The organism is Jatrophihabitans sp., from assembly GCF_036388195.1.
Classification (GTDB): domain Bacteria; phylum Actinomycetota; class Actinomycetes; order Mycobacteriales; family Jatrophihabitantaceae; genus Jatrophihabitans_A.
In genome coordinates this window covers 15,104-33,439 of record NZ_DASVSG010000121.1, presented here as the reverse complement: position 1 = coordinate 33,439, position 18,336 = coordinate 15,104, and the positions used below count along the sequence as shown (strand labels likewise).

19 protein-coding genes are annotated in these 18,336 nt (G+C 73.1%); 1 reads left to right on the top strand and 18 read right to left on the bottom strand.

The annotated features are described in order from the left end of the window. Window positions 1-24: 24 nt before the first annotated feature. From VF612_RS12260 to VF612_RS12175, 18 genes are all read right to left on the bottom strand, one after another. Window positions 25-1,218, bottom strand: a complete 1,194-nt coding sequence (locus VF612_RS12260; protein WP_408660134.1) for a DUF4232 domain-containing protein — start codon at window positions 1,216-1,218, stop codon at window positions 25-27. Window positions 1,219-1,243: 25 nt separating this feature from the next. Continuing rightward, a complete protein-coding gene (locus tag VF612_RS12255) occupies window positions 1,244-1,780 on the bottom strand; it encodes a SigE family RNA polymerase sigma factor (protein WP_408660133.1) in 537 nt (178 codons plus the stop codon). 54 nt (window positions 1,781-1,834) lie between these two features. Then, window positions 1,835-2,098: a hypothetical protein gene (locus tag VF612_RS12250; RefSeq protein ID WP_408660132.1), complete on the bottom strand. Its 264-nt coding sequence runs from the start codon at window positions 2,096-2,098 to the stop codon at window positions 1,835-1,837. 17 nt (window positions 2,099-2,115) lie between these two features. Then, a complete protein-coding gene (gene tsaD, locus VF612_RS12245) occupies window positions 2,116-3,159 on the bottom strand; it encodes a tRNA (adenosine(37)-N6)-threonylcarbamoyltransferase complex transferase subunit TsaD (protein ID WP_408660131.1) in 1,044 nt (347 codons plus the stop codon). After that, window positions 3,156-3,710 (bottom strand): ribosomal protein S18-alanine N-acetyltransferase, encoded by a 555-nt coding sequence (rimI, locus tag VF612_RS12240; protein ID WP_408660196.1) that lies wholly within the window; start codon window positions 3,708-3,710, stop codon window positions 3,156-3,158. Before rimI ends, tsaD begins: the two co-directional genes overlap by 4 nt. Window positions 3,711-3,718: 8 nt before the next feature. Then, entirely contained in the window at window positions 3,719-4,390 is a 672-nt protein-coding gene (tsaB, locus tag VF612_RS12235; RefSeq protein ID WP_408660130.1) for a tRNA (adenosine(37)-N6)-threonylcarbamoyltransferase complex dimerization subunit type 1 TsaB, read from the bottom strand. A 9-nt stretch (window positions 4,391-4,399) separates the two neighbouring features. Beyond that, window positions 4,400-4,897, bottom strand: coding sequence for a tRNA (adenosine(37)-N6)-threonylcarbamoyltransferase complex ATPase subunit type 1 TsaE (gene tsaE / locus VF612_RS12230; protein ID WP_408660129.1), 498 nt, complete (start codon window positions 4,895-4,897; stop codon window positions 4,400-4,402). Beyond that, complete coding sequence (locus VF612_RS12225) at window positions 4,897-6,042, bottom strand: alpha/beta fold hydrolase (RefSeq protein WP_408660128.1); 1,146 nt, start codon at window positions 6,040-6,042, stop codon at window positions 4,897-4,899. The genes tsaE and VF612_RS12225 overlap by 1 nt, the downstream gene beginning before the upstream one ends. After that, window positions 6,042-7,163: an alanine racemase gene (gene alr / locus VF612_RS12220; RefSeq protein ID WP_408660127.1), complete on the bottom strand. Its 1,122-nt coding sequence runs from the start codon at window positions 7,161-7,163 to the stop codon at window positions 6,042-6,044. The genes VF612_RS12225 and alr overlap by 1 nt, the downstream gene beginning before the upstream one ends. A gap of 4 nt (window positions 7,164-7,167) precedes the next feature. Then, on the bottom strand, window positions 7,168-8,604 hold the full coding sequence (locus VF612_RS12215) for an NAD(P)H-hydrate dehydratase (RefSeq protein ID WP_408660126.1): 1,437 nt from the start codon (window positions 8,602-8,604) through the stop codon (window positions 7,168-7,170). A 3-nt stretch (window positions 8,605-8,607) separates the two neighbouring features. After that, entirely contained in the window at window positions 8,608-8,976 is a 369-nt protein-coding gene (locus VF612_RS12210) for a holo-ACP synthase (RefSeq protein WP_408660125.1), read from the bottom strand. Further along, window positions 8,973-10,028, bottom strand: a complete 1,056-nt coding sequence (locus VF612_RS12205) for an NAD(P)/FAD-dependent oxidoreductase (RefSeq protein ID WP_408660124.1) — start codon at window positions 10,026-10,028, stop codon at window positions 8,973-8,975. The genes VF612_RS12210 and VF612_RS12205 overlap by 4 nt, the downstream gene beginning before the upstream one ends. Window positions 10,029-10,038: 10 nt before the next feature. Then, window positions 10,039-11,904, bottom strand: a complete 1,866-nt coding sequence (gene glmS, locus VF612_RS12200) for a glutamine--fructose-6-phosphate transaminase (isomerizing) (protein ID WP_408660123.1) — start codon at window positions 11,902-11,904, stop codon at window positions 10,039-10,041. A gap of 36 nt (window positions 11,905-11,940) precedes the next feature. After that, window positions 11,941-12,786 (bottom strand): hypothetical protein, encoded by an 846-nt coding sequence (locus tag VF612_RS12195; RefSeq protein WP_408660122.1) that lies wholly within the window; start codon window positions 12,784-12,786, stop codon window positions 11,941-11,943. Between the two features lie 78 nt (window positions 12,787-12,864). Further along, window positions 12,865-14,202 carry a phosphoglucosamine mutase gene (glmM, locus tag VF612_RS12190; RefSeq protein ID WP_408660121.1) on the bottom strand — a complete coding sequence of 446 codons (1,338 nt, stop codon included), beginning with the start codon at window positions 14,200-14,202 and terminating at the stop codon, window positions 12,865-12,867. A 13-nt stretch (window positions 14,203-14,215) separates the two neighbouring features. Further along, entirely contained in the window at window positions 14,216-14,629 is a 414-nt protein-coding gene (gene rpsI / locus VF612_RS12185; RefSeq protein WP_408660195.1) for a 30S ribosomal protein S9, read from the bottom strand. Between the two features lie 5 nt (window positions 14,630-14,634). Further along, window positions 14,635-15,075, bottom strand: a complete 441-nt coding sequence (rplM, locus tag VF612_RS12180) for a 50S ribosomal protein L13 (RefSeq protein ID WP_408660120.1) — start codon at window positions 15,073-15,075, stop codon at window positions 14,635-14,637. 196 nt (window positions 15,076-15,271) lie between these two features. Continuing rightward, the gene (locus tag VF612_RS12175) at window positions 15,272-16,891 is read right to left on the bottom strand and encodes an ABC-F family ATP-binding cassette domain-containing protein (RefSeq protein ID WP_408660119.1); all 1,620 of its coding nucleotides are present in this window, start codon (window positions 16,889-16,891) and stop codon (window positions 15,272-15,274) included. Between the two features lie 58 nt (window positions 16,892-16,949). Between VF612_RS12175 and VF612_RS12170 the strand changes: the two genes are divergently transcribed. After that, a complete protein-coding gene (locus VF612_RS12170) occupies window positions 16,950-18,311 on the top strand; it encodes an FAD-binding oxidoreductase (protein ID WP_408660118.1) in 1,362 nt (453 codons plus the stop codon). Window positions 18,312-18,336 lie beyond the last annotated feature (25 nt).

The following is an 18,336-nucleotide window of genomic DNA, read 5'->3' as shown; positions in this document are numbered from 1 at the left end:
CAGCCGGCAGCGGTCAGGTTGCGGTCAGTCAGAGCCCCGGACGTTGCCCACCAGCGGGTGGACGGTCAGCCCGCACGCCGACAGCTCGGCCGGCACCAGCCCCAGCGACACCCCGTTCGGCAGCGTCACCGCGAGCCGGTCCGACCGCTGGCAGGAGCCCGCCGCCGACGCCGAGCTCTGCTCGATTATCGCCGAGGCGGTCGCGCCGGGGCTGAGCACGATGATCGGCGGCACCGGCCTGGTGCTGATGCCGCCGGCCGTCCCGCTCAGGGTCTGCACCGCGGTGGTCAGCGACGTGCCGGCCCGCTGCACGCGCACCTGCGGATAGCCCTCGAGCGCGCACGCGGTGCGGGCGCGGTTACGCAGGATCAGCCGCCAGGACGGCGCCGCGGCGTCGGGCACCTCGACCACCGAGGCGGTCAGGTCCTTGCGCAGGCACGGGCCTGCGACGGTGAAGCTCTGGCCATCGCCGGGGTCGGCGTCCGACAGGTCCCAGGCGGTCGAGATCACCTCACCGCGCACCCGGCCGGGCGCCGCGCTCTGCACCGAGGCCTGGATGCGCACCGTCTCCGCTCCCACGGTCAGGAAGTCCAGGTGCTGGTTCTCGGCCGCGGGCAGCAGGGTCTGCTTGTACTGCAGCCTGCCGCCGGCCATCGTGAACACCAGCAGCTCGCTGGCCGAGCGCTGCCCGTTCTGACCCACGCACAGGAACTCGTATAGGTAGCCGGCCTCGCCCCTGCTGAGCGAGTAGTCGTCCCATTGCCCGGTGGCCAGCCGGCCGCCACCGGGGAGGGTGGCGCAGTCCAACCCGCTGCCGGAGTAGGCCGGCGGGTTCAGCGGACCGGCCTTGGGCGCGCCGGTGGACGGAAGGACGAACGACCCGGACCCGCCCGCGGCGTTGTCCGAGGCCGGCAGGCTGACCTGCTCCCGGCCGGCCTGACTGGCCGTCTGGCTGGCGTTGCGGTTGCGCGCGGAGTTGATGCCGGCGACGGCCAGCAGCAGGACCGCGATCACGCTGGCGGCCACCAACTGCGGAGCCGACACCCGACGGGCGCGCTTGGGCTGGTCATCGGCGGCCGTGCCGGCCGGGGCCAGCGCCACCACCGACCCCACCGTGTCGTTGAGGATCCGGTCGACCGTGGCGCTCGGCTGCGGCGCCTCCAGCGAGTGGTACAGCAGCACCGAGCGCAGCTCGTCCGTCAACGTCTTACCACTCATCTGCTCGACCTCATGCCCGTTGCCCTCATGTCACATTCCTCAGGTACTGCGAGCTGACCGCGTCGTCGGCGAAGTCCCCTGCGACCCGCAGCGTGCTCAGCGCCCGACTGATCAGGCTGCGGACCGTGCCGACCCGGCAGTCCAGGACGCCGGCGACCTCGTCATCGGGCAGGTCGTGGAAGAACCGCAGCACCAGCGCCGCCCGCTGCCGCTCCGACAGCTCGCCGAGCTTGGCCCACAGGGCGATCCGGTCGTCCACCTCGGCAGTCCGGTCCCGGTCCACCGGACGGTCCGAGGCCCGCTCCCACGACGTGTCGAAGTGCACCTCGGTCGCCGACAGCCGCCGCCGGCCGGCCAGGTACCGGTTCACCACGGCCTTGCGGACGTAGGCGAGCTGGTGCTCGGCGAGCTCCACCTGCTGCCAGCGCGGATAGAGCCAGGCCAGGGTGTCCTGCACCAGCTCCTCGGCCTCGCCGGCGTTGCGGGTCAGCAGGTAGGCGGTCCTGAGCAGCGCCTGGGTGTGCTCGCGGACGAACGCGGTGAACCGCTCGTCCGAGTCCATCCCCGCCTCCTCGCTGCCCTCGCTGCCTTCACTGCCCTCACTGCCTCACTGCCTCTACTGCCCTAGATGCGGCGGGCCGGGCGTTGTGTTGCCGACCGCCTCGAACTGCCACGCGTGCGCCGGCCGGGCGATCAGGCCGGCCGGAACCCCGGCCAGCCGGTCGGTGACCTCGCCGGTCGGGTCGATCACCACCACCCGCGGCTCGCCGGCAGCGCTGCGATAGACCTGCGCGCCCGGACCGAGCCGGGGCAGCAGCCAGGCCAGCAGCTGTTCCAGCTGCCCGTCGGCGGCTCGAACCTCCCACATGGTGACAGTCATCGCCGACGACCCTGCCATCAGGACAGCACCTCGGTGATCGGCATCGACGAGTCGGCCGGGACGTCCAGCGCGCTCGGGGCAGCACCCTGGGCGACCAGCTGGGCGCCGAGGGCCGCCACCATCGCGCCGTTGTCGGTGCAGAGCTTCGGCCGCGGCACCCGCAACCGCAGCCCGGCCCGCTCGCAGCGCTGCGCGGTCAGCTCCCGCAGCCGGGAGTTGGCCGCCACGCCGCCACCGAGCAGCAGGTACTCGATGCCGGCCTCGGACGCGGCCCGCACCGCCTTGGCGCTGAGCACGTCCACCACCGCCTCCTGGAAGCTGGCCGCCACGTCGGCGACCGGCACCGGTTCGCCGGCCCGCTGCCGGGCCTCCACCCAACGCGCCACGGCGGTCTTCAACCCCGAGAACGAGAACGAGAACGGATCGTCGTGCGCTCCGGTCATGCCCCGCGGGAACGCGATCGCGTCCCGGTCGCCGTCCCGGGCGGCGCGGTCGATCAGCGGGCCGCCGGGAAAGCCCAGGCCGAGCAGCCTGGCCACCTTGTCGAACGCCTCGCCGGCCGCGTCGTCCAGGGTCGCGCCGAGCTCGGTCAGCTCCAGGCCACCCACCCGGGGCACCCGCAGGATCGAGGAATGGCCGCCGGAGACCAGCAGCGCGATGCAGGCCTGCTCCAGCGGGCCGTTGTCCAGCAGGTCCACCGAGACGTGCGCGGACAGGTGGTTCACCGCGTACAGCGGCTTGTCCAGCGCCAGCGCGTAGGCCTTGGCCGCCGCCACCCCCACCAGCAGCGCGCCGGCCAACCCCGGGCCGGCGGTGACGGCGATCGCGTCGATATCGGCCAGCGCGACGCCGGCCTCGGCGCAGGCCCGGTGCACGGTCGGCACCATGGCCTGCAGGTGCGCCCGGCTGGCGACCTCGGGCACCACCCCGCCGAACCGGGCGTGCTCGGAGACGCTGGAGGCCACCGCGTCGGCGAGCAGCTCGGCGCCGCGGACGATGCCGACGCCGGTCTCGTCGCAGGAGGTCTCGATGCCGAGCACCAGCGGCTGGTCGGCCGTCATGGGCGCGGGCTCTCGGTGCTCTGGCGCTGGCTCTCGCGGTTCTGGGTGTCGCGGTTCTCGCGGTCCTGGCGGTCCTGGCGGGAATCGGGGAGGGCGCACCGCATGGTGATCGCGTCCACCCGGCCCTGCTCGTAGTAGCCCCGGCGCCTGCCCAGCACGGTGAAGCCCTCTCCTGCGTACAGCTGCTGCGCGGCGGAGTTGTCCTCGCGGACCTCCAGCAGCACCTCGGTGGCCCGGCGCCGGCGGGCCTCGGCGACCAGCGCCCGGACCAGCAGCCGGCCGATGCCCCGGCGGCGGGCGGCCGGCAGCACGCCGACGGTGAGGATCTGCGCGGTCTCGCCGATGGTGAGCAGCCCGCCGGTGCCCAGCAGCTGGTGGTCGGCCGTCTCGGCGACGATGTAGTGGCGCAGCTCGGTGTCGGCCAGCTCGTCCAGGTAGCCCTGCCGCGACCACGCCTCCGGGCCGAACATCCGCTGCTCGAACGGCATCAGGGCGTCCAGATCGGCGATCCGCATCGGCCGGAGGCGAACGTTTGGCGGGTGCGGAGGCATTGGCTCGCTCATGTTCTCACCGGCTTGCTGGCCGCTGGCTCCACGGCATCCGGACGGCGCAGGTACAGCGGCGTCAGCACCTCGTCCGGCACCCGGTGGGCCACCCGCTCGGCCGCGCACGCCGCCAGGCCGGCGACGGTCGGGTAGTCGCCATCCAGCAGCGGCCGGCCCAGGATGCCGGCGTACAGCCGCGCCCCCGCCCCGGCCATCGCGTCCGTGCCTGCCAGCAGCGAGGCAGGCAGCTCGGCAGGCTTGGCCACCGCCGGCTCCCCGACACGGCGGCCGTGCCGGTAGCGCGCCCAGTAGACCTCCTTGCGGCGGGCGTCACCGGCCACCAGCAGGTCGTCCCGCTCGGCATGCACGGCGGCGATCGCATCCAGCGAGCAGACGGCGTACGCAGGCAGGCCGGTGGCGTCGGCGAGCGCGGCGGCGGTCATCAGCCCGACCCGCAGCCCGGTGAACGGCCCCGGCCCGACCCCGGCCACCACCGCCGCCAGCTCGGAGATCGAGACGCCGGCCTCGGCCAGGCACGCCTGCAGCGACGGGACGAGCAGCTCGCCGTGCGCCCGGGCGTCCACCGTGACCCGCTCGGCCAGCACCACCGGGTCCACGCCGGCACCGAACTCGACCAGCCCCGCCGTCACCGCCGCGGACGAGGTGTCCAGAACCAGAGCCAGCACCCGGCCAGCCTAGTGCGCGGCCGGATCGCCGGATCGCTGCCGGCCGGGCTCGGCCAGCGCCGCCAGCCGGTCGGCCCAGTCCCCGCCCTCGGGCGTCAGCCGCAGCTCCCGCTCCTCCGACTCGGGCAGCCGGCTTATCTCGATCCGCAGCCGGGCCTCGGCCAGCTGCTCCACCAGCCCGGCGCCCCACTCGACCACCGTCACCGAGTCGGCGAGCTCCACGTCGAGGTCCAGGTCGTCCACCTCGGCCAGCGAGCCCAGCCGGTACGCGTCGACGTGCACCAGCGGAATCCGGCCGGCATGCACCCGGGCGATCACGAACGTCGGCGACACCACCCGGCCGGACACCCCCAGCCCGGCGCCGATGCCCTGCGTCAGCGCGGTCTTGCCGGCGCCCAGCGGGCCGGTCAGCACCAGCAGGTCGCCCGGGCGCAGCAGCGAGGCCAGCCGGCGGCCGAAGGCCTGGGTGTCCGCCGCGGTGGGCGAGGACACCACCAACGGCTCCATCAGGCGCTGACCGGCTGATCCGACCCGGCCACGCCCGGGCGGCCGGCCAGCGCGGCCCCGACGACGCCGACCAGCAGCTCGTTGACCAGCTCCGGATGTTCGAGCATCAGCAGGTGCCCGGAGTTCTCGGCGACGACCAGCCGGGCCTCGGGCAGCTCCCGGGCGATCGCCCTGGAGTGCTCCAGCGGGGTCATCGCGTCCGAATCGGCCCCGATCACCAGCACCGGGCAGTCCTTGAGGTTGCGCACCCCCAACCGGCCGTCGTGGTCCATCAGGGTCGGATAGAAGTCCGCCACCACGTCGACCGGGGTGGCCGAGATCATCGTGGTGCAGTACGCCACTACGGCAGGGTCGACGTCCTTGGACGCGAAGCTCAGCCGCTTGGTCATCACCCAGGCCAGGTCGCGTCCCATCGCCCGGGCCTGCTCCACCAGCGCGGCGTTCTTGGCAGCCCGGCGCAGCACGATCGGCAGCACCGGCGCGTGCAGCCGGGCCAGCACGTTGGGCAGGCCCAACGTCAGGTTCTTCAGCTCACCGGACGAGGTGTTGATCAGCACCACCGACTCGACCCGGGCAGGACCGCCCCCGGGCGAGGCGCGGAACAGCTCCGGGTGCCGGTCGGCCAGCGCCATCACCGTCATGCCGCCCATCGAATGCCCCACCAGGACGATCGGGCCGGTCGGGACGAGCTGGTCGAGCACGCTGTACAGGTCATGCCCCAGCTGGGTGAGGGTGCAGGACTCAGACGGCGCGCGGGCCGAGCGGCCGTGCGAGCGCTGGTCGTAGAACACCTGCCGGACCGAGTCGCCGAACGCCGCGGTCAGCGCCCGCCGCTGGAACAGGAACGAGCCCAGGTTGAGCGTGTAGCCGTGCACGTACACGACGGTCAGGCCCGCGTCCGCGCCGACCGCCCCTCCGCCGATCTCCCCTCCGACGATCTCATAGTGCAGCTCGACGCCGTCGTCGGTGCGCACCTGTCCCTGCTCGCGCACCGGGGGCGGACTGAGCAGCGCGGCCGAGCCGGTCTCGATCCGGCTCCGCTCGCGAGCCGCAGCCCGGCGTTGCTGGGCCACCGCGGTGGCCGCGACCGCGGTCAGCACCCCGACGCCGCCGCCGACGATCGCCGGGAGCTTGCCCACCCGCATCAGGCGGCTCCGCCGGTGTAGCTGCGCGGGACCCGCGACCCGACCCGGCTGACGATCTCGTAGTGGATGGTGTCCAGCGCGTCCGCCCAGTCCTGCGCGGTCGGCTCGCCGTTTCCGCCCGGGCCGAACAGCACCACCTCGTCCCCGGCGCGGGCCTCGGCATCGCCGAGGTCGACCACGAACTGGTCCATGCAGACCCGGCCGCTGACGGTGTAGCGGTGGCCGCCGATCGAGACCGGGGCGACGTTGGTGGCCGCCCGCGGCACTCCGTCGGCGTAGCCCACCGGGACCAGCGCCAGCGTCGTCTCGCGGTCGGTGACGTACTGGTGGCCGTAGCTGACCCCCTCGCCCTTGTCGACCCGCTTGACGTTGGCGATGGTGGTGCGCAGCGTCATCGCCGGGACCAGGCCGAAGCCGCCCCTCTCCGGTACCGGCGACAGCCCGTAGATGGCCACCCCGGGCCGGACCAGGTCGAAGTGGCACTGCGGCAGGGTCACCGTGGCCGCCGAGTTGGCCAGGTGGCGAAGCTCCGGCATGACGCCGTGGCTGCGGGCGGTGTCCAGCGCGTCGCCGAAGCGCTCGACCTGGCGGGCGATGCTCGGATGCCCCGGCGAGTCGGCGCAGGCGAGGTGGCTCCAGATGCCGGTGGTCTCGATCACGCCGGAAGCTACCGCCTTGGCGGTCGCGTCCAGCAGGTCCGGCCACTCGGCGGCGGTGATGCCGTTGCGGGACAGGCCGGTGTCGATCTTGAGGTGCACCCGGGCCGGGGTGCCCAGCTCCGCGGCGGTGGCCACCACCAGGTCCAGCCCCTGCTGCGAGGACACCGAGATGTCCACCCCGGCCGCCAGCGCGTCGCGCAGCGCCTCGGTCTCGCGCGGGGTCCACAGCCAGGCCAGCACCGGCTCGGTGATGCCGGCCGCGCGCAGCGCCAGCGCCTCCTCCAACATCGCCACCCCGAGCCAGCTGGCGCCGCCGGCCAGCGCGGCCCTGGCCGAGGGGAGCAGGCCGTGGCCGTAACCGTCGGCCTTGACCACCGCCATCACCTCGGCGGCGGTGGTGGCCTTCAGGGTGGCGACATTGGCGGCAATCGCCGCCAGGTCGACGACGGCCTCGGTACGCATGCCTTCAGTCTGTCAAACCGGACGCCCGGTCAGACGCCAGCGCACTGATCTCGGCCCGCAACGCGGCAATCAGATCGCCGGCTGCAACCGGCCCGGTCGCCGCGGCCCGCACCCCCGCGGCGGCATGCAGGTAGGCGCCGGCGGCCGCCGCCAGCCCGGGCTCCACCCCCGCGGCCAGCAACGACCCGATCAGGCCGGCCAGGACGTCCCCGCTGCCGGCGGTGGCCAGCGCCGGAGCGGCCACCGGATTGAGGTAGCAGCGCCCGGACGGCTCGGCGACGACGGTGGCGAAGCCCTTGAGCAGCACCGTCGCGCCGGTGTCGCGAGCAGCCCGCCGGGCGGCCGCCACCCGGTCGGCGCCGACCTCGCCGAACAGCCGCTCGAACTCCCGGTCGTGCGGGGTCAGCACGGTGGCGCCCGAACGGCCGTCCAGCAGCTGCCTGCGTCCGGCCAGCAGGTTCAGCCCGTCGGCGTCGACCACCACCCCGGCGTCGGAGGCCAGCACCTGCTCCAGGGACTCGACCGCCGCGGCGGTGTCGCCCAGCCCCGGTCCCACCACCCAGGCCTGCACCCGGCCGGCCCCGGCGACGGTGTCGGACACGATCACCTCGGGCCAGCGCCGCACCACCTCGGCGGCCGCGTGGCCGGCATAGCGCACCGCCCCGACGCCGCCGAGGCGGGCCGACCCGACGCACAGCTGCGCCGCGCCGGGATAGGCCTGCGAGCCCGCCGCCACCCCGACCACGCCGCGGGTGTACTTGTCATCGTCCGGGCCCGGGACGGGCGCCTGAAGGTCGGCGCGTTCCAGCCGGAGCAGCCGCGGCTCCGGCAGCAACGGCCCCAGGCCCAGATCCACCAGCCGCAGCCGGCCGGTGTGCAGCCGGCCCTGGCCGACCAGCAGGCCGGCCTTCAACGCGCCCATGCAGACGGTGGCAGCCGCCCGGACCGCCGGCCCGGAGACGGCGCCGGTATCCGGATCGACCCCGGACGGGATGTCGACCGACAGCACCGGCGCAGGAGAGTCCAAGCTCCAGCGCACCAGCGGGACCAGCGCCTCGCGCACCGGCCCCCGGGCGCCGATGCCGAGCAGCCCGTCGATGACCAGGTCGGCGGGGCCGGCGTCGGCCAGCGGGACCTGCCGGCCACCGGCGGCGCGCAGGGCGGCGAGCCCACCGGCATGCACCCGATCCGGGTCGGCCAGCACCGCGGCCACCGCCACGCCTCGCCGGCTCAGCTCCGCGCCGGCGTACAGCGCGTCGCCGCCGTTGTCGCCCGGGCCGACCAGCAGCACCACCCGGGCGCCGTAGCTGAAGCCGAGCATTCCGACCGTCTCGACGGTGACCGCCCGGGCGGCCCGGGCCATCAGCGCCCCGTCGGGCAGGCCGGCCAGCAGCTGCCCCTCCGCCGACCGGATCTCGGAGACCGGCCAGACGCCCTGCACCGATCAGCCCTCCGCGATGACGACCGCCGAGGCCACCCCGCCGTCATGGGACAGCGACAGGTGCCAGGTCCGGATGCCGAGCTCGGCGGCCTTGGCGGCCACGGTGCCCTCGACGATCAGGTGTGGCCGTCCGGTGTCGTCGACCAGCACCTGGGCGTCGTGCCAGGACATGCCACCGGGCGAGCCCATCGCCTTGGCGACCGCCTCCTTGGCCGCGAACCGGGCGGCCAGCGACTCGGCGGTCCGTTCCACGCCATGCGCGGTGAACCGCTCGGTCCGGGTGAAGAGCCGCTCGATCAGCCGGGTGGTGCGGACGCTGGCGGACTCGAAGCGGGCGACGGGCACCACGTCGATGCCTACCCCGATGATCACCCGGGCACTGCTGTGGGCGTCCCCGGCGAGCCGGGCACGGTGGTCGGGGTGCCCGGCGAGCCCAGCGTCCCCGGCGGTGCGTAGTCCGACAGGTGCCCCGGGAACACCGAGGCCTTCGGGTCCAGGTACCGCACGGCGTTGTTGACCGCGGTGGCCACCTCGCCGAAGCCGGTGGCGATCAGCCGCACCTTGCCCGGGTACTCGCAGATGTCGCCGGAGGCGTACACGCCCGGCACCGAGGACGCCATCGTGGTGTCGACGACGATGTGCCGCTTCTGCTGGATGTCCAGGCCCCACTCCAGCAGCGGCCCCAGGTTGGCGATGAACCCGAGCGCGGCGACCAGCCGGTCACAGGGCAGCGAGGTGACCTGGCCGTCCACGCTGACCTGCACCTCGGTCACCGGGTTGCCGAGCACCGCGGTGACCTGGGCATCGGTGACGACCTGGACCGACGTCGAGCGCATCACCTCGACCGAGTGCGGATGGGCCCGGAAGGCGGCCCGGCGGTGCACCAGCGCCACCGACTTGGCGATCGGCTCCAGCAGCAGCGCCCAGTCCACCGCCGAGTCGCCGCCACCGACGATCACCACGTCCAGGCCGTGGTACTCCTCCGGATCGGGCACGAAGTGGACCACGCCGCGGCCCAGCATGTCCTCGCCGGTGGGCAGCGGCCGGGGGGTGAAGGTGCCGATCCCGCCGGTGATGATGATCGCGCGGGCACGCACCCGCCGGCCTGACGATGTCGTGACGACGAAGTCCTCGCCGCGCTCCAGCCCGATCGCCTGCTCGCCCAGCAGGTACTTCGGGCTGAACGGGGCCGCCTGGGCGACCAGGTTGGCCACCAGCTCCCGTCCCCGGATGGCCGGGAAGCCGGCGACGTCGAAGATCGCCTTCTCCGGGTACATCGCGGTGATCTGGCCGCCCGGTTCGGGCAGCGAGTCCAGCAGGGCGGTGGACAACCCCCGGACCCCCGCGTAGTAGGCGCCGAACAGGCCGACGGGGCCCGCTCCGACGATGAGGACGTCGACCGAGGTCTGCTCAGCTGGGCTCACAGGTGCGAACCTATTCGACTGTGACCGACTTAGCGAGATTACGCGGCTTGTCGACGTCAAATCCGCGGCTCTGAGCGATCTCGGCGGCCAGCACCTGCAGCGGGATGGTGGTCAGCAGCGGCGACAGCAGGGTCGGCGCCACCGGCAGCTCGATGAGGTGCGCGGCGTGCTTGGCGGCCAGCAGGTCCCCCTGCTCGGCGATCACGATGGTGCGCGCGCCCCGGGCGGAGATCTCGGCGATGTTGGACAGCATCTTCTGGTGCAGCAGCGGCCGGGCAACCGGGGACGGCATCACCACCACCACCGGCAGGCCCGGTTCGATCAGCGCGATGGGGCCGTGCTTGAGCTCGCCGGCCGGAAAGCCCTCGGCATGCATGTAGGCCAGCTCCTTGAGCTTCAGCGCGCCCTCCAGGGCCACCGGGTAGCCGACATGCCGGCCCAGGAACAGCACCGCCCGGGAGCCGGCGATCTCGCGGGCCAGCACCCGCACCGGCTCGACCACCGACAGCGTCTCGGTGATCAGCGCCGGCATCGCCTGCAGCGCCGCGTACTCGGCCGCGATCTCGTCGCCGAACTTGGTGCCCCGGGCCTCGGCCAGCGCCAGCCCCAGGATGAGCACCGCGACGACCTGGGCGCTGAACGTCTTGGTGGCCGCCACCCCGATCTCGGGGCCGGCGTGGGTGTAGAGCACCGCGTCGGCCTCGCGCGGGATCTGCGCGCCGTTGGTGTTGCAGATGGCCAGCACGGTGGCCCGCTGCTCCTTGGCGTGCCGGACGGCCTCCAGGGTGTCGGCGGTCTCGCCGGACTGGCTGATCGCCACCACCAGGGTCTGCTGGTCCAGCACCGGGTCCCGGTAGCGGAACTCCGAGGCCATCTCGACCTCGACCGGGATCCGGGTCCAGTGCTCGATGGCGTGCTTGGCCAGCATGCCGGCGTGGTAGGCGGTGCCGCAGGCCACCACGAAGACCTTGTCGATCTCGCGCAGCACCGATCCGTCCAGCCGCTGCTCGTCCAGGGTGATCCTGCCGTCCAGGTAGTGCGCCCGCAGGGTGTCGGCGACCGCGGTCGGCTGCTCCTGGATCTCCTTGAGCATGAAGTAGTCGAAGCCGCCCTTCTCGGCGGCGGCCAGGTCCCAGTCGATGGTGAACCGCTTGCCCTCGACCTCGATGCCGTCGAAGCCGATGATCCGGTAGCCGTCGCGGGAGATCTCCACCAGCTGGTCCTGGCCGAGCTCGACGGCCTCCTTGGTGTAGCTGATGAAGGCCGCCACGTCCGAGCCGAGGAAGTTCTCGCCGTCGCCCAGGCCCAGCACCAGCGGCGAGTTGCGGCGGGCGCCGACCACCGTCTCGGGATGGTCGCGGTCCAGCAGCACCAGGGTGAAGGCGCCCTGCAGCCGGCAGCACACCCGCCGGGTGGCCTCGGTGAGGTCCGGCGCGCCGGCTGCGAGCTCCGCGGCGACCAGGTGCGAGACCGTCTCGGAGTCGGTCTCGGACACCAGCTCGACCCCGGCGGTCTCCAAGGCCGTCCGCAGCTCGCTGAAGTTCTCGATGATGCCGTTGTGCACCACCGCGATCCGGTGGCCGGTGTCGATGTGCGGGTGGGCGTTGAGGTCGTTCGGGGCGCCGTGGGTGGCCCACCGGGTGTGCCCGATGCCGGTATGCCCGGTCAGCGTCCCACCGGTCCGCTCGCTCTCGCGCTCCAGCTCGGCGTCGAGATTCTCGATCCGGCCGGCCTTCTTGGCCGTCCGAAGCTCACCGGACTCGCTGATCACCGCCACACCGGCGGAGTCATAGCCCCGGTATTCCAGCCTGCGCAGGCCCTGCATCACCACCTCGAGGGCAGATCCGGGACCGACGTAGCCAACGATGCCGCACATGCGCTAGAGCGTACGGGAATTGTGAAGCGACACCGGTCAACCGCCCGAAGATGCGCCGGAGCTGCTGCCGGTCCCGCTGGTCACGCCGTCGCTGGAGGGCAGGGTCGGGGCGCTGCTGCCGGGCGGCGGCACGGCGGGCTGGGTGGCCGACGGCGTCGCCGAGGGGGTCACCGTCACCGTGACGGTCGGGGTGGGCACGCTGGTGCCGGACGGAACCGAGCCGGAGCTGCTCGGGGCGCTGCTCGGGGCGGTGCTGGAGGCGCTGCTGGAGGCGGGAGGGGGTGTCGAGCTGGCCGGCGCCGGGCTGGCGCCAGGCCCAGCGTCCTGGTTGCCGCCCAGGACGCTGACCCCCGAGCCGCGCTGGCCTTCGACGCTGGCGGCGACCGGCTGTCCGGTGAGCAGCTCGAAGCCGGTGATCAGGCCGATCGTCAGCACGAACAGGGCGCCGGCGCCGAGTGCCAGGCGTTGCGGGGTGAGCGCCACCCGCAGCCGGTGTCGGCGGCGGCCGGCCGGGGAGCCGGTCTCGTCGGGCGGGTTCTGGTCCGGCGGATCGCCGGGGTCGGCTGGGCCGCGGCCGCCCTGTCGCCTGGCCGCCGCCACCGCCAGGGTGAGTCGCATGGCCTGCCGGGAGCGTTCCAGGGACCGGGCGTAGAGCACGCCGCCGACGACGCTGATGGCGCTGCCGAGCGCCGCGCCGATCAGGGTCCCTGCCACCCCGAACACCGAGGCGGCGATCGAGGCGCTCACCGCGGCGAGCACGCTGGCCATCAGCTGGGTGAACGACAGCGACACCCGTTCGGGCTCGGGCTTGGGCCTCACGTCGGGCTCGGGGTCGGGCTCGGTGTCAGGCTTGGTATCGGGCTTGGGAGTCGAATCAGTCATCTCTGGTTCCAACGCGGCGGCACGCGAGGTCGGTTCCACCTCGGCCAGGAGGTAACGCAGCTAACAGCCGGACGGGCGCTAGACGGCGCTGACGACCTCGGACACCCGGCGCGCGATCTGCTCCGCGCGCTCCTGGCTGGCGGCTTCCACCATGACGCGGACCAGCTGCTCGGTACCCGAGGGCCGCAGCAGGATCCGGCCGTCCTCGCCGAGCTCGGCCTCGGCGGCCGTCACCGCGGCCCGGACGTCGGGCGAGGCGGCGACGGTGTCCCGGTCGGCGACCTTGACGTTGATCATGACCTGGGGCAGCCGCTGCACGATCGCGGCCAGCTCGGCCAGCGGCCGGCCGGCGGTGGCCATGCACGACATCAGCCGCAGCGCGGTCAGCAGGCCGTCACCGGTGGTCGCCGCGTCGGTGAAGATCACGTGGCCGGACTGCTCGCCGCCGAGGCTCAGGCCGTTGCTGGTCAGGCTCTCCAGCACGTAGCGGTCCCCGACCGCGGTGGTGAGCACCTTGATGCCGGCCTCGCGCATCGCGTGGTGGAAGCCGAGGTTGCTCATCACGGTGGCGACCACGGTGTCCTGGGCCAGCATCGAGCGGTCCTTCAAGGCGCGGGCGCAGATGGCCAGGATCTGGTCGCCGTCCACCACCGTGCCGGCGGCGTCCACCGCCAGGCAGCGGTCGGCGTCGCCGTCCAGGGCGATGCCGAGGTCGGCCCGGTGCTGCAGCACGATCTGGGAGAGGGAGTCGATGTGGGTGGAGCCGACCCCGTCGTTGATGTTCTCCCCGTCCGGCTCGCCGGCCACCACGATCGCCTCGGCGCCAGCCCGGCCGAACAACTCGCCGGCGACCGCGGAGGCCGCTCCGTTGGCGCAGTCCACCACGACCTTGAGGCCGGCCAGCGAGGTGGGCGCCGATGCCAGCAGGTGCTCGACGTACTCGGCCGCGCCGGTCTCGGCCACGGTGACCCGGCCGATCGCCGCTCCGGTCGGGCGCGGGGTGCGCCAGCCGCTCTCGATCTCGGCCTCGATCTCGGCCTCGATGTCATCGGGCAGCTTCTGCCCGCCGCGGGCGAACAGCTTGACGCCGTTGTCGGGCATCGGGTTGTGGCTGGCCGACAGCACCACCCCGAGGTCAGCGGCATAGCGCTGGGTCAGGTAGGCCACCGCCGGGGTGGGCAGCACTCCGGCGAGCCGGACGTCGGCGCCGGCCGAGGTCAGGCCCGCGACCACCGCGGCCTCCAGCATCTCGCTGGAGACCCGTGGATCGCGGCCGACCACGGCGACCGGGCGGTGCGAACCGTCGTGATTGGCCAACACCCGGGCGGCGGCGCTGGCCACCGCCAGCGCCAGCTCGGGAGTCAGATCGGCGTTCGCGCGACCGCGAACCCCGTCCGTGCCGAAGTATTTGGCCACGAACGGTGCGCGGTTAACGCTTGGAGTACTGGGGAGCCTTGCGGGCCTTCTTCAGGCCGTACTTCTTGCGCTCCTTGATCCGGGCGTCCCGGGTCAGGAAGCCGGCCTTCTTCAGGGTCGGACGGTCGTCGGGCTCGATGTTGATCAGAGCCCGTGAGATGGCAAGCCGCAGCGCGCCGGCCTGGCCGGTGATGCCGCCGCCGACCAGGGTGGCGGTGATGTCGTACTGGCCGTCCCGCTCCAGGGTCACCAGGGGCTCACGGATGAGCTGCTGGTGCACCTTGTTGGGGAAGTAGTCGTCCATGGTGCGGCCGTTGAGCTTGAAGACGCCGGTGCCCGGGACGAGCCGGACACGGACGACGGCCTCTTTGCGGCGGCCTACGACGGGAACTGGGGTAGTCAACGCGAATTCTCCTAGGTGGCTGATCCGCGCTACTGCGCGACCTGCGTGATCTGAAATTCCTTGGGCGTCTGCGCGGCGTGCGGGTGGCTCGGTCCGCTGTAGACCTTGAGCTTCTTCAGCTGCGCGCGCCCGAGGGTGTTCTTGGGCAGCATGCCCTTGACCGCGAGTTCCACCAGACGCTCGGGCTTGGACTCGAGCAGCTCGCCGACGGTCCGCTTGGACAGCCCGCCCGGGTAGCCCGAGTGCCGGTAGCGGAATTCGCCGAGCTTCTGCGGGGCGACCGCGACCTTGTCGGCGTTGACGATGATGACGAAGTCGCCGGTGTCGACGTGCGGGGCGAACTGCGGCTTGTGCTTGCCGCGCAGCAGGCGGGCGGCCTGGCTGGCAAGCCGGCCCAGGACGATGTCGCTGGCGTCGATGACATGCCAGGACCGGACGACGTCACCGGGCTTGGGGGTGTAGGTAGGCAAGGCGCGCTCTCTTCTCGTCGGTCTTCACGACGCAGCCGGTGGCTGGGCGTCGCTCCCGCGGTCCCACCGAGGGCTCTCGGCGGTCGACCCCGGAACATGGCCGTCCACACGCGCCGCTGGGCGAACGCGTGCCAAAAGAGCACGATACCGCCAGGGCGGGGACGCCTCCAAATCGGCGCAGCCGGCCGTGCTGGCGTCAGCGCGGCCGGGCCACCCGGGCGCTGTCGAAGACCGGTTCGCTGGACTCGGCCACCACCCCGTCGGCGCCGAAGATCAGGAACCGGTCGAACCGGCGGGCGAACCACCGGTCGTGGGTCACCGCGATCACCGTTCCGTCGAAGGTCTCCAGCGCGTCCTCCAGCGCCTCCGCCGAGAGCACGTCGAGGTTGTCGGTCGGCTCGTCGAGCAGCAGCAGGGTCGCTCCGGACAGCTCCAGCAGCAGGATCTGGAACCTCGCCTGCTGTCCCCCGGACAGGGTGCCGAACGTCTGGTCGCCCTGGGAGTTGAGCTCGTAGCGGCGCAGCGCCGCCATCGCCCGCCCGCGATCCACCCCCGGACGTCCCGGCTCGCCGTGCCAGAGCAGGTCCACCAGGGTGCGGTCGAACCACTCCGGATGGGTGTGGGTCTGGGCGAACAGGCCCGGGACCACCCGCGCGCCGAGCCGCCAGGAGCCCTGATGGCGCACCGGCTCGCTGCCGAGCAGCCGCAGGAAGTGCGACTTGCCGGCCCCGTTGGAGCCCAGCACCGCCATCCGCTCGCCGTAGAAGACCTCGAGGTCGAACGGCTTCATCAACCCGGTGAGCTCCAGCCGCTCGCAGGTCACCGCCCGCACCCCGGTGCGGCCACCGCGCAGCCGCATGGTGACGTTCTGCTCCTCCGGCTTGTCCGGCGGCGGGCCGTCGGCCTCGAACCGGGCCAGCCGGGTCTGCATCGCCCGGTAGCGCGAGGCCATGTCGGGCGAGATCTTGGCCTGCTGCTGCAGCGTCCGGACCAGCTCGATCAGCCGGGCGTGCTCCTCGTCCCAGCGCCGGCGCACCTCGGCCATCCGCTCGTGCCGGTGCGCCCGGGCCTCGTGGTAGGAGGCGAACCCGCCGCCGTGCACCCAGGCGGTGCCGCCCTCCAGGGTGACCACCCGGTCGGCGGCATTGGCCAGCAACTCCCGGTCGTGGCTGACGAACAGCACGGTCTTGGGGGTGGAACGCAACCGCTCCTCCAGCCACTGCTTGCCGGGCACGTCCAGGTAGTTGTCCGGCTCGTCCAGCAGCAGCACCTCCGCCGGCCCGCGCAGCAGCGCCTCCAGCGCCAGCCGCTTCTGCTCGCCACCGGAGAGGGTGGCGATCTCGCGGTACTTGCAGTTGTCGAAGGGGATGCCGATCGCGGCCACCGTCACGGTGTCCCAGAGCACCTGGGCGTCATAGCCGCCGGCATCGCCCCAGTTGGTCAGGGCGTGGGCGTAGCGCAGCTGGGTCTTCTCGTCATCGGCGCTCATCATCGCCAGCTCCGCGGCGTTGAGGTCGGCCCAGGCCTGCCCGACCGCGGGCGCGGCCAGGCCCACCAGGAACTCCTCCACCGTGGTGCTGTCGCGCACCGAGCCGATGAACTGCCGCATCACGCCCAGGCCGCCCGAGCGCGCCACCGCTCCGCTCTGCGGCGCCAGATCGCTGGCGATCAGCCGCAGCAGGGTCGTCTTGCCGGCGCCGTTGGCGCCCACCAGCGCGGCCTTCGCGCCCTCACCGACCCGGAAGCTCACGTCCTCGAGCAGCATCCGGCCATCGGAGAGCTGGTGCCGGATCGACTGCACATCCACATAACCCACACCGGCAAGTCTCCCGCACCCGCGCAATCGCAAAACCCTGGGCGCACAATCAATCACCATGACCACCCCGCTCGACACGCTCGCCGCCGACCTGCCCGCCGACGCGCTGGTCACCGACCCGGCGCTGATCGAGAACTACCGCTACGACTGGGCCCGGGACCCCGGCGCGGGCATGCCGCTGGCCGTCGTGCGGCCCCGCGACACCGCCGAGGTGCAGATCGCGATGCGGTGGGCGGCCCGGCACCGGATCCCGGTGGTGCCCCGCGGCGCCGGCAGCGGCCTGTCCGGTGGCTCGTCGGCGGTCGCCGGCGGCATCGTGATCAGCCTGGACCGGATGCGCGCGGTCCGGATCGACCCGGACTACCGGGTGGCCGTCGTCGAGCCGGGCGCGCTGAATGCCGAGGTGAAGGCCGCCGCCCGCGAGCACGGGCTGTGGTACCCGCCGGACCCGTCCTCGTACGAGATCTGCTCGATCGGCGGCAACATCGCCACCAATGCCGGCGGGCTGTGCTGCGTCAAGTACGGGGTCACCACCGACTACGTCCTCGGCTTGGACGTGGTGCTGGCCGACGGCGTCGCGATCAGCCTCGGCGGGGCCCGGCTCAAGGACGTGGCCGGCCTGTCGCTGATCAAGCTGTTCGTCGGCAGCGAGGGCACCCTGGGCGTGATCACCCGGGCGGTCCTGCGGCTGGTGCCCGCGCAGCAGCCGCCGAGCACCCTGGTGGCGCTGTTCGCCAGCGTGGCGGCGGCCGCCGACGCGGTGGTGCGGATCAGCCGGCTGGCCCGGCCGGCGATGCTGGAGCTGATGGACCAGGCCTCGATCAACGCCGTGGAGGACTACCGGTCGATGGGCCTGGACCGGACCGCCGGCGCGCTGCTGCTGGCCCAGTCCGACGCCGGGACGGGCGCGGCGGCCGAGATCGCGGTCATCGCCGAGGCCTGTGCCGCCGCGGGCGCCGGCGAGGTGTTCAGCACCGACGACCCGGCCGAGGGCGAGGCCTTCGCGCTCGCCCGGCGGAGCGCCTTCCCGGCCATCGAGCGGCGCGGCTCGCTGATGCTGGAGGACGTCGGGGTGCCGGTGCCACGGCTGCCCGAGCTGCTGGCCGGCATCGCCGATATCGCCCGGCGCAACGAGATCGAGATCCCCACCGTGGCCCATGCCGGGGACGGCAACACCCACCCGATCGTGGTCTACGACGCCGCCGATCCGGCCTCCACCGCGCGGGCGGGTCGCGCCTTCACCGAGATCATGGCGCTGGCCATCTCGCTGGAGGGCACGATCACCGGCGAGCACGGCGTCGGACGGCTGAAGAAGGCGCAGTTGCCCGACCAGCTGGGCCCGGACGTGATGGCGCTGACCCGCCGGATCAAGCACGCGCTCGACCCGCTCGGCATCCTCAATCCCGGGGCCGTGTTGTAAGGCCCAGATAGCGCCCTCGTGACCC